General features: G+C 44.7%; 12 protein-coding genes. 11 read left to right on the top strand and 1 reads right to left on the bottom strand.

Going from position 1 to position 16,093, the window contains the following annotated elements; translation table 11 throughout:
- Nucleotides 1-197 precede the first annotated feature (197 nt).
- Entirely contained in the window at nucleotides 198-1,346 is a 1,149-nt protein-coding gene (locus FSB76_RS11325) for an AI-2E family transporter (RefSeq protein WP_147053681.1), read from the top strand.
- A gap of 206 nt (nucleotides 1,347-1,552) precedes the next feature.
- Here the strand turns inward: FSB76_RS11325 and FSB76_RS11320 are convergent, their stop codons facing one another.
- The gene (locus tag FSB76_RS11320; protein ID WP_147053680.1) at nucleotides 1,553-1,969 is read right to left on the bottom strand and encodes an acyl-CoA thioesterase; all 417 of its coding nucleotides are present in this window, start codon (nucleotides 1,967-1,969) and stop codon (nucleotides 1,553-1,555) included.
- A gap of 170 nt (nucleotides 1,970-2,139) precedes the next feature.
- On the opposite strand from FSB76_RS11320, the gene FSB76_RS11315 reads away from it, so the two are divergent.
- The 10 genes from FSB76_RS11315 (at nucleotide 2,140) to FSB76_RS11270 (ending at nucleotide 16,015) form a co-directional block, all read left to right on the top strand.
- Entirely contained in the window at nucleotides 2,140-3,186 is a 1,047-nt protein-coding gene (locus FSB76_RS11315; RefSeq protein WP_147053679.1) for a hypothetical protein, read from the top strand.
- 85 nt (nucleotides 3,187-3,271) lie between these two features.
- Nucleotides 3,272-3,865 carry an SUKH-4 family immunity protein gene (locus tag FSB76_RS11310; protein ID WP_147053678.1) on the top strand — a complete coding sequence of 198 codons (594 nt, stop codon included), beginning with the start codon at nucleotides 3,272-3,274 and terminating at the stop codon, nucleotides 3,863-3,865.
- Between the two features lie 244 nt (nucleotides 3,866-4,109).
- Nucleotides 4,110-5,084, top strand: a complete 975-nt coding sequence (locus FSB76_RS11305) for a YeiH family protein (protein WP_147053677.1) — start codon at nucleotides 4,110-4,112, stop codon at nucleotides 5,082-5,084.
- An 899-nt stretch (nucleotides 5,085-5,983) separates the two neighbouring features.
- The gene (locus FSB76_RS11300; RefSeq protein WP_147053676.1) at nucleotides 5,984-7,486 is read left to right on the top strand and encodes a S41 family peptidase; all 1,503 of its coding nucleotides are present in this window, start codon (nucleotides 5,984-5,986) and stop codon (nucleotides 7,484-7,486) included.
- Nucleotides 7,487-7,711: 225 nt separating this feature from the next.
- Nucleotides 7,712-8,170 carry a GNAT family N-acetyltransferase gene (locus tag FSB76_RS11295; RefSeq protein ID WP_147053675.1) on the top strand — a complete coding sequence of 153 codons (459 nt, stop codon included), beginning with the start codon at nucleotides 7,712-7,714 and terminating at the stop codon, nucleotides 8,168-8,170.
- A 502-nt stretch (nucleotides 8,171-8,672) separates the two neighbouring features.
- The gene (locus tag FSB76_RS11290) at nucleotides 8,673-9,278 is read left to right on the top strand and encodes a hypothetical protein (protein WP_147053674.1); all 606 of its coding nucleotides are present in this window, start codon (nucleotides 8,673-8,675) and stop codon (nucleotides 9,276-9,278) included.
- Nucleotides 9,275-9,577: a winged helix-turn-helix domain-containing protein gene (locus tag FSB76_RS11285; RefSeq protein WP_090641804.1), complete on the top strand. Its 303-nt coding sequence runs from the start codon at nucleotides 9,275-9,277 to the stop codon at nucleotides 9,575-9,577. The genes FSB76_RS11290 and FSB76_RS11285 overlap by 4 nt, the downstream gene beginning before the upstream one ends.
- A 51-nt stretch (nucleotides 9,578-9,628) precedes the next feature.
- Complete coding sequence (locus FSB76_RS11280) at nucleotides 9,629-12,127, top strand: XrtN system VIT domain-containing protein (RefSeq protein ID WP_147053673.1); 2,499 nt, start codon at nucleotides 9,629-9,631, stop codon at nucleotides 12,125-12,127.
- Nucleotides 12,108-13,457, top strand: coding sequence for an exosortase N (gene xrtN / locus FSB76_RS11275; RefSeq protein ID WP_147053672.1), 1,350 nt, complete (start codon nucleotides 12,108-12,110; stop codon nucleotides 13,455-13,457). The genes FSB76_RS11280 and xrtN overlap by 20 nt, the downstream gene beginning before the upstream one ends.
- A 101-nt stretch (nucleotides 13,458-13,558) precedes the next feature.
- On the top strand, nucleotides 13,559-16,015 hold the full coding sequence (locus FSB76_RS11270; protein WP_147053671.1) for a PIG-L family deacetylase: 2,457 nt from the start codon (nucleotides 13,559-13,561) through the stop codon (nucleotides 16,013-16,015).
- The last annotated feature ends 78 nt before the right edge of the window (nucleotides 16,016-16,093 follow it).

Below are 16,093 nucleotides of genomic sequence, written 5' to 3'. Positions count from 1 at the left end.
CAAATTTACTGATACGCTCTCTTAAGCGCATCACCTTTTTTCGCTATACTGATTCCGCATCACTCTATACCGGCGTACGCTTGGGCTTAAGGCCTTGCGTAGGCCGCAGGCATTGCCATTTTGGAGAATAAGGCCCCTGCAGGTGCCTGTTAATTTCATACCTTTACGCCAAGCACCAAATGGGCTTGCCCTGACCTATGGACCTGAATACCTTTACTAAACTTCCGTTTTATATTAAACTGGCCTGCGTATTATTCAGCCTGTTTGCCATTGGTTATCTGGTGATCATTGGCAAAGAAATCCTGTCGCCGTTGATATTTTCGTGCCTGTTCTCGATTTTACTGCTGCCAGTGGCGGCCTTTTTAGAGAAGTGGCTGCGTTTGCCGCGAAGCGCGGCCTCGATGATGGCTGTGGTGTTGCTGCTTTCGCTGGTAGGTTTACTCATCTATGTCATCGCCTCACAAATTGCCGACCTGGCAAAGGACTGGCCGCGGTTCCAGGCGCAAATCAATCAATCGATGTGGCAGTTTAGGGGCTGGGTGCAGGATACCTTTCATATAACGCGCGGTAAACAGCTTAGGGTGGTAAACTCGGCGGCCAGCAAGGTAATGTCGCCAGATCCTGCGGTATTGGGGGCAACGGTGCTGTCGTTGTCGTCTATCCTGTTGTTCCTGGTGTTTACTTTTATTTATACGTTTTTCTTTTTGCTGTACCGCCGGCTGATCATGAAATTCCTGGTATCTGTTTTTTTGCCCGAAAATAAAACCACAGTGCATGAGGTGATTGAGCAGGTGCAGCGCATTATCCGCAAGTACATTATTGGTTTGCTTATTGAAATGGGTATTATAGCAACAGGCGTAAGCGTGGCATTTAGTTTTATGGGGGTGCAGTATGCCATTTTGCTGGGCTTAATTACAGGGGTGTTCAATATTATCCCCTACGTAGGTATTTTTAGCGCCCTGGTGGTAAGCGCCGTGGTTACGCTGGGCACCTCGCCGGATAGCAGCAAAGTTATCTGGGTGATGGTTACGCTGGTGGTTACCCATTTAATTGACAGCAATGTACTGCTGCCGATAGTTGTTGGCTCGAAAGTAAGGATCAACGCTTTGATTACCGTGCTTGGCGTGGTAGTGGGCGAAATGATATGGGGTATACCAGGCATGTTCCTGTCTATCCCCAGCATAGCGGTGCTGAAAATTATTTTCGACCGGGTAGAAAGCCTGCAACCCTGGGGCATTATCCTGGGCGACGAGGAAAAGGAACAAAACAAACTGGCTAAAGGCAACAGTGTAAAAAACAAGAAGGCAATTATTGAGGATGTAGAGCCATCGGGGAGCCCCACCTAAATACTCCCCGGTAGGGAGGACTTTAAAAAAATGACCGATAAAATTACCACCGATGTAATTGAGTTAAGAATAACAGAAGGGCAAATAATATCGAACACTGAATTTCGAATATCCAACACCGAAGTTTTTTATTCATTATTCGATATCGGATATTCGGTGTTCAATATTAAATCCGATTTTAATTCCTTAACTAATCCCCAATCTGCCTAATCCTCCAATACCGGGGCATCTTTAATTTTTTCCAATACCGATGCGGGCAGGTAGGGGCGGCCGCCGGTGGCGGGTACGCAGGTGCCGGTGAATACGGCTTTGGTCATTACCTTGTTATTAAAAATGATGGATTGTTTAAAGTGCAGTTTGGGCAGGCCTGCCTTATCGGTATATAAAGTACAGGTAACGGTAAATTCATCGCCCTTTTTTAACGACCGTAAAAAACTGATGCTGTAGTTGGATAACACCATATAAACGCCGTTGTTAGCCTCGGTTTCAAAATCAAAACCCAGCACTTCTCTGATATAATCATGGCGGCAGTATTCCATATAAAAAGGGTAGTACAGGCCATCCATAATTTGCTGCACATCTATGTGTTCGTCTTTGGCAACGTAAGTTTTTGAGTATTCCATGGTAGTTGATTTTAACAGGTAGTCCGCAAATATATAGCAATCTGTTATATGGTGCCCGGCAAAATTGAAGAATGTTATTGCATGAAAATTTTATTCGGTCCCGATTTGCGCGGTTTAAATTTGCTTATATTTAAATCATATTTCACGGCCTTTTACCGGGAATAGCCAACATGAAACCTTTATCCGGGCTTTTGCTCATCATCCTGTTGCTCTGTACAATTGCGCCTGAAAGTGCCAATGCTCAAAATTATTATTTTACTGTTAAATCCCTTAAATATGAAGCGTTTGCGCGCGAACTTCATTTCCCAGTGTTTTACAGCGATTCGACACGGGCGTTACCTACTACAAAAATAAATCAGCTACTACAGCTATCCGAATTGGAGATGCTGAAAGGGTATCAAACCAAAACCATATTTGAGCGCGTTAACTATAACAACGGCACTATTTACGGCGGCAAAACAGATTTGACCTATACCATATATACCAATAACAGCAAGGTACTGAGCCTTGGTTTTAATGAAGCAAGCAGCGGAATGACAACTGCCTCCTGGCTTCGTTATTATAACTTTAATCCCGGCAATGGCGACCTGGTGCAACTGCCAGACCTGTTTACCCCAGCCGGATTTAAACAGTTTAAAAGGCAGGCTATTAAGAAAAGTGTAAGCGCGTTTAAAAAACAAATTCATGACGCCGGCGAGCAGGACAGTGTATGGCAAGAAGTCATCGACGATTTGAACAACGATATTGCCGACGATTTTTATATCAAAGGCCACTCCATCATTTTAGATGGCGAAAACCGACTGTCGAAACGACAAAAAGGGTGGGATATGGAGATTCAATTTAACCTCCCCACATTTAGTAAATATCTGAGTGATTACGGAAAATGCGTGTTTGGGTTAAAAAGCGGCCCGGTAGCCCAATACAAATCAAAATCGCTGCACCAGCTTTTTACAGGGAAAATCGATAAATCTGCCATATTATTTGTGCTATGGCCCGAGGAAAAGACCTGTGAAGGTATTTATTGCTACCAGAAATATGGCCGGGGCATTACCGTACGGGGCGATTTTGTAAACGGGCAAATAAATGTAGAGGAAGAAAGCGATGGCCTTAAAACCAAGCCGCATATCATTGGCAGGGTAACCGCCGATTCGATAATTGCAACATGGGCAAAAACTAAAACCAGTCGGCCGTTGCCGTTTGTTGTTTACAGGAAGTGATAAGGTGATTGATACCCATTCAGTTTTGCCCCCCTTGCATTTATGAAATATTGCGTATAATTACCAGCTACCTGATAATAACAACATGACCCCACAGGCATTTAAAAATAGCTGGACAAACACAGACGAACCGCTTTCGCCTGTGAGCAAATCACGTCTTGACAGGTTTGATTTACAGAAGCCAACCTTTGACTTTCTTCACGTAGCCGGTCTGCCAGGTTATTGCGAACCACATTTGTCTTTTGCCAACGATACCGACGATACTTATTATGGCATAAGTAAACTAACCGAGCAATATGATTTTGAAGAAGATGAACTACAGTTTGCTAAATATATTGTAATTGGCTCTTGCCGTGATGGAGATGCTATTGCTATTGATACAACCGATAATGACAAAATTGTTCAGCTTGATCACGAAGATTTATTCAGCTCAATGTACTTTAACAGTTCTATAGAAACATTAGCCGAGTTTTTAATTCTTTACCGGGATTTTGAAACAGAGGTATTACAAGGTAAAGACCCCAACGACAATTTTCAGTGTTATAATTTTACAGACGAACAGTTTGAACGGCTTAAAAGTAAAATGTTTTCCGTAGATAGCGGGGCAGTAACAGAAAGTGGCTTTTGGAATGAAGAACTGGAACTGATGCTTGTTTTTAGACAAGAGAAATTTTTGTAAGGCTGACTCCCATTCCTCCTTGATTATGAGCGCGCCAAATCGCGCTAAGATTGCCCCAACAGCAGTATATTCCTTATTGTAATTGAATCCAAACCGCAGATTTTCCTGCTTTAGTATTTGCCAGCCATTGAATTTGGCAGCGGCATTTCCTCTCCATCGATAACTTTTGGTTATCGAACATTGCATAATGTGATGAAAATTTGCATAGTTGATTGTGGAGTTTTGCGGCGTAGAAAAACGAATAATGAATACAACGCCACCATCCATTGCGCCTGCCGGGTTAATATTAAACACCAATGAAAATATCCGCAAAGCTATTTTTATTACCTGTATCCTCCTTTGTATTACACCGTATATAAGCCCGGCCCTCGCTTTGATCATGGGCCTGGTTGTCGCCCAGCTCACAGGGCATCCTTATTTGCACCTGAATCATAAAGCCACACACCTGCTCCTGCAAATTTCTGTAGTAGGCTTAGGCTTTGGTATGAATGTGCATAGTGCCTTACAAGCCGGAAGGGAGGGTGTATTATTCACCATAGCCTCTATTGCCTGCACATTTATATTCGGGCATTTTATAGGGAAATGGTTAAACATTGAAAAGAAAACATCCTACCTGATATCCTCGGGCACCGCCATATGCGGCGGAAGCGCGATTGCGGCTATATCGCCGGTAATTAAGGCGGGAGAGAAGGAAATATCGGTTGCATTAGGCTGCATATTCATTCTCAATTCGGTAGCCTTGTTTGTCTTTCCGGTAATAGGGCATCACTTTAACCTTTCCCAAACGCAGTTCGGCCTATGGTGCGCTATCGCGATACATGACACCAGCTCGGTGGTTGGGGCTGCCGGTAAATATGGCAACCATGCGCTGGAGGTGGCCACCACGGTGAAACTGGCAAGGGCCTTATGGATTATACCGGTAGCTTTTATATCAACTTTTACTTTCAAAAATCAGTCAAAAAAAATCAGGGTACCCTATTTCATTGCCTTGTTTGTGCTGGCAATGGTTGCCAATACCTATATCCCGGTTACAAAGCTGGTTGGCCCTTATATGGTTATCATTGCCAAAGCTGGGTTAACACTTACGTTGTTCCTAATCGGTGCCGGATTATCCAGAAAGGTACTTGCTTCAGTCGGCTTCAGGCCGCTGTTCCAGGGCATTGCTCTATGGGTTATTATTTCGGTGGCTACTTTGTATGCGGTTATGTACCTGGCGTAATTTAATGAAGTGCCTTTGTAGTTTTTAAGCATCCTGGTTGATAAAGGCGGGAAAGACTCATTTAATTGCAGGCCAAAGCATCTTTATTACCCAGGAATGTGCCGCATACCTGGACACAGGTAAGCGACAAGGGGCAATTTTCCAAAAAATGCGTTTTTCTCCCAAAAACGGAAAATACCTTTTTAAAGGCCTTGTTTTTTTGCCGTTTTAAGCCATTTTATGCCGTTGGCACAGCAATTGGGTTGTTATCAATGTTCTTTCATAGTTAAAGAATTTTTTTTATAAGGTTTAGGTTAGGCCGTACAGATCGCGAGGGTTTGTACGGCCTGTTTTATTTATCGAAAATAATCAAGGTAGTCCCTTTTAAACATCTCAATTAATAAGGGCACGTAAAAAGGATGGCTTATTTCGCTCAAAAACGGTAAGAAGCAAAGGCGCAAAGCATTTTTCTTAGAAGCTGTTTTAAATTTGAAAAGGAGGGCCATGATTGAAATCAAAACCTGGCGAAACGTAGGAGCGGGAATGCGGAATATCGCATGACGGTTAAGGCTCACCCGGCGAGGCTGCGCCCGCCACCCTCTCTTCACCTGCGGTGGAAAGAGGGGATTTAACGTTGATTATCAATACATTGTATCGAAAAAAAACAAAGAATTTTCAGGCCCCTCTTTCCGGCGAAGCCGAAGAGAGGGTGGCCAGCGCAGCGTAGCCGGGTGAGTCTTCGCTGCCATGCGAATACGTTGTTGTCTATTCATTAGAAGCATAAAAACATTAGCAAATCAAATTTAGACAGCGTCTTAGAAGCTGTTTTAAATTTGCTCCGAATTATTTATTAACCTTGGTGCAACTTTTTCGGGGCCAGTTTCGACTTATATTTACTCAACAACCAAACAATTAATCACATGAAAAAAAAGCCCTCATTTTTCTGTTTTACCGCTGCATTTTTATTAGTAACCGGTTTGATGCTTTGCTGTCCGTTTGCATCGCCGGCACAAGATTGCAATTGCGCCACCAATTTTGAGTGGATGGTAACAACCTTCGAGAAGAACGATGCTGGTTTCCAATATGTAGTAGATAAGAAAGGAATGGACGATTATCAAAAGCACAACGCCGCGTTTAGAGAGAAAGTAAAAAACATTACGAAAGTAGTTGACTGCCAGGCCGCGCTGTATAACTGGCTCAGGTATTTCAGGCCAGGGCATATCGGCATCTCGGTTCCAAATCAGCCGCAATCGGCTAACAACACAAAATTTAATGCCGATTCTGTTAGGCAGTTGTACAAGAATACAAAAGTTGTAAACCTCACCGAAGCACAGTTTATTTCAGTTTTAGCAAAGAAAAAAAATAAGAACCCCATTGAAGGCATCTGGACAGACGGGCGGTACGTGATAGGTATAATTGGCGATAGCAAAGACGCTATGAAATATACAGGCTTTATCATTAAAGCCGACAGTATTTTCTGGATGCCCAAACAAATAAAAGTTGACATGATACTAAATGCCAATAAAAAAGGATTCACTGCCAGCTACTATATGCAAAACCATTCAACGCAGCCAACCCAGGCCAACCTTGTAGCCGGAACCAATAATTTACTGATATTGTATAACACCTACTGGACCAGGCTACATCCTGAAAATTCGCCCACAAAAAAGGAATCGATAGTAACATCCTTTTCAAGATCGCAGGTACCATTCATCGAAAAGCTGAGCGATAAAACCGTGTACATCCGTATTCCCTCGTTCCGGGCCGATCAAAAACGGATCATCGATAGCTCTTTGTTGAAATATGATGCCATGATCAAATCCGTGCCTAATCTTATCATCGATATCAGGAATGGTACAGGTGGCTCAGATGCTTCTTATGAAAAGATCATCCCATATCTTTATACATCGCCAATAAGGGAGGTTGGCGTGCAATTGCTGGCAACGGAACTGAACGCCGCAGCACACGAAAAATATGCAAAGCAGTACGATGATACAGCCAACAGGAACTACTGTTTACGCGTTGCCAAAAAGATGCGCGAGCATCCGGGAGCTTTCATAACCATGTCTGATCGTATAGCCGATAATGACACCCTGAAAGAAGTTTTGCCATATCCTCAAAAAGTGGCGGTTATTTGTAATCAGAACAACGGCAGCACTGACGAACAATTCCTGCTGGCGGCAAAACAAAGCGCCAAAGTAAAAGTATTTGGCCGCCCGACATTTGGTGAGCTGGATATTTCGAATATGAATTATATCGATTTCCCCGATAAAAAATTTCAGTTGGGTTATTGCATGAGTAAAAGTTTCCGGATTCCCGGCTTTATGATAGATGGTGTAGGTATTCAGCCAGATTATTTTATCGACGAGTCCATTAGCGAAACCGACTGGATCGACTACACACAGTCGGTGATAGAAAATTAATAGCTGCAGCTGAACTAAAGCATTGATATAAAGAGTGACCCGTAATTTAGCGTTCCGGCGTTTTTGCACGAAAAAAAATAACCGGCTTAATCAAATCTGATATCGTTTAATGCAATGATGACATAGAGACCGAAACCGAAAAAGTTTAAAAGTTTCCCGGGAAAATGCCCTGAGCGCTGCCTCAAAGTCGACCAAACAATTAACTTTGTGCTATCTCATATCCCCATGAACTTAACCCATCAAATAAAGCTTTTCGGTCAGCTCAGCGTTAATGAACTATATGATTTGCTCCGCATGCGCAGCGAAGTATTTGTTGTAGAACAGAACTGCGTGTTTTTAGACCAGGATAATAAAGACCAGCAATGCTATCATCTTTTATTGTACGCCGATGGCAAGCTGGCGGCTTATAGCCGCCTGGTACCGGCAGGCATATCCTACCCCGAAGTCTCGATAGGGCGGGTAGTTACATCGCCTGCTTCCCGTGGTACCGGCCTTGGGCGCAAGATTATGGAACTTGCCATTCAAAGCTGCCATGAGCTGTTTGGCCCGGTGCCCATACGCATTGGTGCTCAAACTTATGCACTTGCATTTTACCAATCGCTCGGCTTTGTTTCGGAAGGCGAGGTGTATGACGAAGACGGTATTGAGCATATTGAGATGGTGTTGGAAGCCAAACTTATGTAGCCATTTTTTTTGAGCTGTTATTAATAACTGGCTCAGAAAAAGCATCCGCATAGGCTGTCTTCAAAAAAACTTCTTATTTCTGAAAAGCTGTCTAAAAAATCATAAGATAAAAATGTTGTGGCTTTATACACACCATCACCTGTTTGAATATATATAACCGTTCGGTTGAACGCCGGCTACGACTCACCCGGCCGACGCTGCGCTGGGCCACCCTCTCTTTACCTGCGGTGGAAAGAGGGTTTAGTATATTGATAGTCAATAATTTATTAAATTTAAATTCCTGAAACCCTCTTTGCGGCTTTAGCCGGAGAGAGGGTGGTCGGGCGTAGCCCCGACCGGGTGAGTCGTCGCCGACATGCGATATACCACATTCCACACCCCTACGTTTAGCCAGACTTTAGCGCTCAATAATGGTTTTTCTTAATAGCCTCTGAAAAAAATATCTCCCCGCCTCTTGCATTTTTGATTTTAATATGTAGCTTTGAAAAACAAAGTGCTTTTAATGAAAGATCAAGACATTCATGCAGAATTAAGCTCTATCCGGGACCTGATGGAGCGGTCGGCCAAATTTATTTCGCTGAGCGGCCTGTCGGGCGTAATGGCTGGGATATATGCCCTTATAGGTGCATTTTTAGGCTGGGAAATATTAACACATGAAAGTGTCGGGCTTTTGCGTAACGATTTTGCAGTAATTATTCAGTTATGTATAGTGGCGTTTGGCGTTCTTGTCCTCTCTATTGGCACAGGCGTTTGGCTTTCTATCCGTAAGGCAAAAAAACTTGGGCAGCCATTTTGGAATACCGGCAGCCAGCGCTTACTTATCAATATGGCCATCCCTTTGGTGAGCGGGGGCTTATTTACTTTTATTTTAATATATCGCGGTTATTACGGCGTTGTTGCGCCTGCTACACTCATTTTTTATGGTATGGCACTGGTTGCGGGTAGTCATTACACGTATTCTGGCGTAAAAAGCTTGGGGATAATCGAGATTTTATTAGGTTTGCTGTGTGCATTAATGCCTGGCTATGGCTTACGATGCTGGGCGATAGGTTTTGGCTTGCTCCACATTATTTACGGCACGGTAATGCATTTTAAATACGATAAGTGAAGATCTCGTTAGAACAATTTGATAAAGCTTTTGAAAACCGGATACGCCTGCAAATTATGAGCGTACTGGTTGCCAATGAAAGTTATGATTTTAATGCACTTAAGGAGTTGCTTAACCTTACCGACGGCAACCTGGCATCGCACCTGAAAGCGCTGGAAAAGGAAGAATACATTCAGGTGCAAAAGAGTTTTATTGGCCGCAAGCCCAATACCAAATACCTTGCATCCGAGAAAGGCCGGGCGGCATTCAGGCTGCACCTGCTTGCCCTCGAAAATTTAATAAAACAGCAAAAGCTGTAATTTTTTTACTCATATACTTTGTATTTCAAAGTTCTTTTAAATAAACAAAAAATGAAAATTCTTAAAGCAATTTTATCCGAAGATAGGGTGATTAAAATCGGGCTGGTGCTGATACTGGCCTCGGCTGCCTTGTTTGGTATTACCGAAACCAGCTTGTTTGAACTGAATGATGGAGGCGCTTTTGGCGTGTTTTTTATCAACTATTTATTTTCTGTAACCTATTTTTTTGTTGTAGTGTTTAAACGGCCAAAGCGGCTGGCCTACTGGGTAATGCTTTTTATGCTTTGGTTTATCAGCGCGTTTGCTTTAAACCGCAGCATGAATGTGTTTGATATTTCGGTACCCTGGCTTTGTGTGGTTATTTGCCTATCGTGTGTAGCGTTAATAATGGCCTTGTTTATGGAGCAGCTGACTGCCGCGGGTAAACACGTTGTAGTGTTTTTGCTGGGGGCAGCCTTTTTGCTGTTTGTTTATTACAGCCTTTACCTTACCTCTATGTATATTATTGGCCTCATAGCCGCCATAGCCATCGGTATCTCGCTACATGTTTTTGCGCCGGTAGCATTGGCTATCGTCACTTTTATAGTAATTAAAAGGAATGTGGCAGGCAGCCGGTCGTTAAAAATGGCGCTTGCGGCGGGTGTGTTTGTTCCGGTTTTAGTGTGCGCCTTGTTTATCGGGCAATGGCACAGCATCAACAAACAGGTTAACCTGGCCGTTAACCACAATACTTTGGCCGAAGGTAAATTGCCGTCGTGGGTGGTTATCAGTCAAAATATTCCTAAAAACAGTATAGCCGAGCGTATTATTAAAGCCAACCTGGTTTACAAAACCGTAAACCTGCAGGAAAACTGGCTATGGAATACCGATTTTCATAAAGCATCTTTCGACGAACCTTTAAAGCACGATCCGCTTGTGGTGTTGGCCAGCCTGTTTTGCGGCCAAACCAATTTAGAGGAGCACGAACGCATCAAAATACTGGAGGCCATGTACGATGCGCGGCACAAGGCGCAGGACAGGTTATGGAGCGGCGATAAACTGAAAACCGCATCGGTAGTAACCAACGTTAAAATATTCCCCGAATACCGGCTGGCTTACACCGAAAAAAACTTGTTTATAAAAAGCAGCGAAACCCGCACCTGGTGGCCCGGCGAAGAGGCCATTTATACTTTTCACCTGCCCGAGGGCTCGGTTGTGAGTTCGTTATCATTATGGATAGATGGCAGGGAAGCAAAGTCGCGGTTAACTACCAAGGCTAAAGCCGATTCGGCTTATAAAACAGTGGTTGGCGTTGAGCGGCACGATCCATCGGTAATTCATTGGCAGGAAGGCAATACTGTGAGTGTAAGGATTTTCCCGGTTACAACGACCGAGGCCCGTAAGTTCAGGATAGGCGTTACCAGCCCGCTCAGGCAGCAGGGCACACAGCTGGTTTATGAAAGTATTTATTTTGACGGGCCGCCGGCTACCGGCGCCGATGAAACCTTACAAGTAGCGTTTTCGAAAAAGCCACCGCTGTTTAGCCTGCCTGGTTTTGAAGAATTGAGCGAAGGTGTTTTTACAGCCGACAGAAAATACCAGGCCGATGATGAGATTGTTTTTGCCGCTCCGCCACTTGCCAATATGCCATTTACCTTTGCGGGGGCAGGCTACAAGCTGGAAAACTATAAGCCGCAGTATGCCGCTTTCGACCCCGCAGCTGTGTACCTTGATTTGAACAGCTCCTGGAATATAACCGAATTTGATAGCCTATGGCAGGCCATCAAAACAAAAAAGGTGTATTACTACGATGGAGAACTAAAAGAAGTGACAGAAGAAAACAAGGCTGAAGTATTTGCCAGGGCGCAGAAACTGAATTTTAGCCTGTTCCCTGTTAACGAGGTTAAAGATGCCGAAAAGGCCTTGATAATTACCAAATGCGCCGATATAGCACCCAACCTGGGAGATTTGGACGAATCGGAATTTCAGCGGCGCCTTACCGCTTACCTGGCAACCGCAAAACCTGTACGGATGTTCAATATTGGCACCAAAATAACCCCTTACCTGAAAGCTTTAAAAGAAATGCGGGTGTTTGTTTACGATAACGGCGAGTTGCCGGCCTTGTTAGATAAACTTAACCAGCACCGGTTTATTCAATCGCAGGAAGATGCCGGGCATGTAGTGCTGGATCAATCGGGGTTTATCATCAGTCAAACCACCGATACCCTGAAAAGTAACGCCCCCGATCATTTGCTGCGTTTGTTTGCCTATAACGATGTTATGAAAAAGGTTGGTCCGCATTATTTTGATAAAACCTATGTGCAGCCGGATATCATCCGGGAGGCCGAACAGGCCTATATAGCCTCGCCGGTATCCAGCCTTATCGTGCTGGAAACCCAGGCAGATTATGAGCGTTTCGGAATTGATGAAAATAAGGATAGTCTTAAAAATGCCTCCATGAAATCATCAGGCGCAGTACCCGAACCGGGCGAGTGGCTGTTGGTGCTCATAGCGCTTGCGGTAATTAACTTTTTAGTATACCGCGCCAAATATGCTAAGCAGGATATTTAAGCCACCTTTTGCGGGGCGGGCCTGGGGCAGCAGTCGTTTGCTGATAAATGGCTGCTGCCTGGTTTATCTGGTTATCGGCATTAAATTACTTTCCATTTATTTTTTGTGGAATGCCGATTTGTTAATGGGGATAGTACTTGCCCCTTATATCTGCCGTGTAAAGGCAGGGGAATACTCCATGCGGTACTTTTTACCCTCAACAATATTTAGTGTTATCGCGCTTGTTTTTCCGGTTAAAACCACGCTGTTTGTTGCCTTGTTGTTTGCCGTATTATTGTTTTTTGAGAATTTTAAAGGGAAAGTGAGCCTGGTTTTATTTTTCCTGCTATTGCTGGTTTCGCCGCTGTTTATGTATCTCAGCAATGCGATCAGCTTCCCCATCAGGATCTGGCTGAGCGAGGTAGTGGCCGGCATTTTAAGCAGGGTTGGAATTGCCGCCCATGCATCGGGCAATATTATTGAGCTAAACGGCAGGGAGTTTTCTGTAGACCAGGCCTGTGCCGGGCTGCATATGCTGAGCATGTCGTTTATTATATGCCTGTTTATAATAGCCCATTGTCAGCGTCAAAAGGTCAATCAGCTTGGTTTTATTAAAATTGTGCTGCTGCTGGCGCTTACCTTTTTGCTGAATATTGCAGTCAACCTATGCCGTATTATGCTGCTGGTATTGTTTAAAATACCAGCAGCCAGTATTTTTCATGATGTAACAGGCGTTATTTGCCTGTTGGTATATGTTGTACTCCCCTTGTTGTGGCTGAGTAATTTTTACCTGAAAAAATCGGCAAAAGTGGAGAGGCACCCGCGCCAGGATCAGCTTATCCGGCTGGTGCCTGATGAGGTAAGGTATCCTTTTATTCATTTGCTATTTGCCGGGGCACTCATCGTTATCTCATGCAATTTAAAAAGCATGGATGTACTGAGCAATAAAGGGGCCTATGCGGTAACCCTGAGCGGCTACAAAAAGCAACTGCTGGAAAGCGGCGTTATTAAGTTTGATAAACCCGGCCAACTGGTGTACCTGAAGCCCACACCCTTTTACGGCCCCGAACATAACCCCATGATTTGCTGGCAGGGCAGTGGGTACAATTTTACCAGCATCCGCAAGCAAACTATAGCCGGGCGCGAAGTTTACTCGGGCATCCTTACCAAAGGCGCGGATAAGATATACTCGGCCTGGTGGTTTGATAATGGCAGGCTGAAAACTGTTAGCCAGCTTGAATGGCGATGGGCAGCAGCCCAGGACAGCAAGCCATTTTACCTGGTGAATGTGAACGCAACGAGCGAGGCTGGATTGTTAGAGGCAGTTACGGGGTTGCCGGGGATAAAGTAAAAGATAGCGGGGGACTCTCTATGGCTCACCAAAAGTCGGCGTATTGTTATATTATTGATACAGAAAATTGTAAATAGGTATCTTTCAATATATTTGTTTTCATGAAGCGTACCGCCCTTTTTATAGCCTTATTATTTTTTTATAACTGTGTAATTGCCCAAACGTCGCCGCCTACCGATATCGGCACTATTCAGCAAAACCTTAAAAAGCTTAACACCCTGGGCAGCGTATTGTACGTAGCCGCTCATCCCGACGATGAAAATACCCGCCTGCTGGCCTACCTGGCGCAGGAAAAACATTATCGTACGGGCTATTTGTCGCTTACCCGTGGTGATGGGGGCCAAAATTTAATAGGCAACGAGCAAAGCGAACTGCTGGGGCTTATCCGTACGCAGGAGTTGCTGGCCGCCCGCAGAGTGGACGGTGCCGAACAATTTTTTACCCGTGCCAACGACTTTGGCTTTTCTAAAGGGCCCGAAGAAACTTTGAAAATTTGGGATAAAGAAAAAGTTTTGGGCGATGTGGTTTGGGTTATCCGCAAGTTTAGGCCCGATGTGATCATTTGCCGTTTCCCTACTACAGGCGAGGGCGGCCATGGCCACCATACCTCATCGGCTATATTGGCCCAGGAGGCTTTTAGCGCCGCTGCCGACCCCGCCAGGTATCCCGAACAATTAAAATATGTAAAGCCATGGCAGGCCAAACGCCTCATGTGGAACACTTTTAACTTTGGCAGTACCAATACTACTGCCGCCGATCAGTTTAAAATAGATGTTGGCGTATACAACACCACCCTTGGCAAAAGCTATGGCGAAATAGCCGCCGAAAGCCGCAGCAACCATAAAACCCAGGGCTTTGGCTCGGCAAAACAAAGGGGCGAGTCCTTTGAATTTTTTAAAACTATTTTGGGCGATGCCCCGCAAACCGACCTGATGGATGGTGTAGAAACCGGCTGGAAACGTGTTAAAGACGGCGCGGATATTGGCGAATCGATAAAAGTGATCAGGCGGAATTTTGATGCGGAAGCCCCCGAAAAATCAGTAACCCCTTTAGTGGCATTGCTGGGTAAAGTTGAAAAGATACCAGATGTATACTGGCGCGCACAGAAAACAAAAGAACTGGACGATTTGATAGCTGCCTGCGCAGGCTTGTGGTTTGAGGCTTATGCTGCTGAAGCTACTTATGCGGTAGGGGATAAGATCCAGGTACGGTCGGTAGTGGTGAACCGATACAATGATAAGGTGAAGATTAATAAAATAGGCGTTGGTAGCGATGTGTTGGACCTGGGATCGAAAGTTATCCCTGCCAACCAACAGCAGAGCTTTGAAGGCTCGACTGTAGCCGATAAAATAACACAACCTTATTGGTTAGCATCAGATCATAAGATAGGTACCTACAATATCGCTGATGATGCAATGGCCGGCAACCCCGAAAATCCGGATCTGCTTACCGCCAGTTTTCAGTTTATTATTGAGGGAAAGCCGGTAAACTTTGAGCGCCGCCTGGTATACAAATATGTTGACCCGGTACGTGGCGAAGTTTATCAGCCATTGGAAATTACCCCGCCGGTTACCGCCAATATCGACGGGAAAGACTACATTTTTAACAGCCAGAAACCGCAAAGCATCCAGGTTAAACTCAAAAGCTTTACTGTCGCCAGCGGCAACGTGAGCATAAAACCTGTAGATGGCTGGAATATAAGCCCGGAAAAAATTGAGTTTGGCGATAAAAATAAAAACGACGAGTGGACGGTTTCTTTTACTGTAGCACCGGCAGATAATAAGCCAAGAACTGCCGATTTACAGGTTATTGTTATGGCAAACGGCAAGCCGTATTCATTAGCATTACGCAGAATAAGGTACGATCATGTGCCTGCCATTACCCTGTTCCCCGCCGCCGAAGCTAAACTGGTAAACCTTGATCTGAAAACCGCGGGCAAAAAACTAGGCTACATTGCCGGTGCCGGCGATTTGATGCCCGAGGCCCTGCGCCAGGTAGGTTATGATGTGCACATGCTATCAGAAAACGAGATCATGAACGGCGATTTATCGGCTTACGATGCCATTATTACCGGGGTTCGCGCCTACAACGTAAACGAGCGCCTTGCTTTTGAGCAGCCTAAGTTAATGGAGTACGTAAAAAATGGCGGCAACCTGGTAGTCCAATACAACAATAACTCGGGCCTGGTTACCAAGCAAATTGGCCCGTATCCTTTTACCGTAGTTAACAGGAGGGTTACCGACGAGGACGCGGTTGTAACTGTTTTAGACCAGCCCAACCCGGTACTCAACTACCCCAACAAAATTACCCAGGACGATTTTAAAGGCTGGATCCAGGAACGCGGCCTGTACTTTGTAAGCGATGCAGACCCTAAATACAAAGCCATTTTACAGATGAATGATAAAGGAGAATCGCCCCTAAACGGATCGCTCATAGTTGGCGATTATGGCAAGGGCCGGTTTGTTTATACCTCGCTGGCCTTTTTCAGGGAGCTGCCTGCCGGTGTGCCGGGGGCATATCGTTTGTTTGTAAATTTACTGAGTAAACCGGGGAATTGAGTCCGAAGTCTTAAGTCCTGAGACTTAAGTCGGATGTTAACCTGCTATTTTTTGACTTAGAACTTTTGACTTCGGACT

It is taken from the genome of Mucilaginibacter ginsenosidivorax (assembly GCF_007971525.1).
In the GTDB taxonomy this organism is placed as follows: domain Bacteria; phylum Bacteroidota; class Bacteroidia; order Sphingobacteriales; family Sphingobacteriaceae; genus Mucilaginibacter; species Mucilaginibacter ginsenosidivorax.
This window is presented reverse-complemented; position numbering and strand designations above follow the sequence as displayed.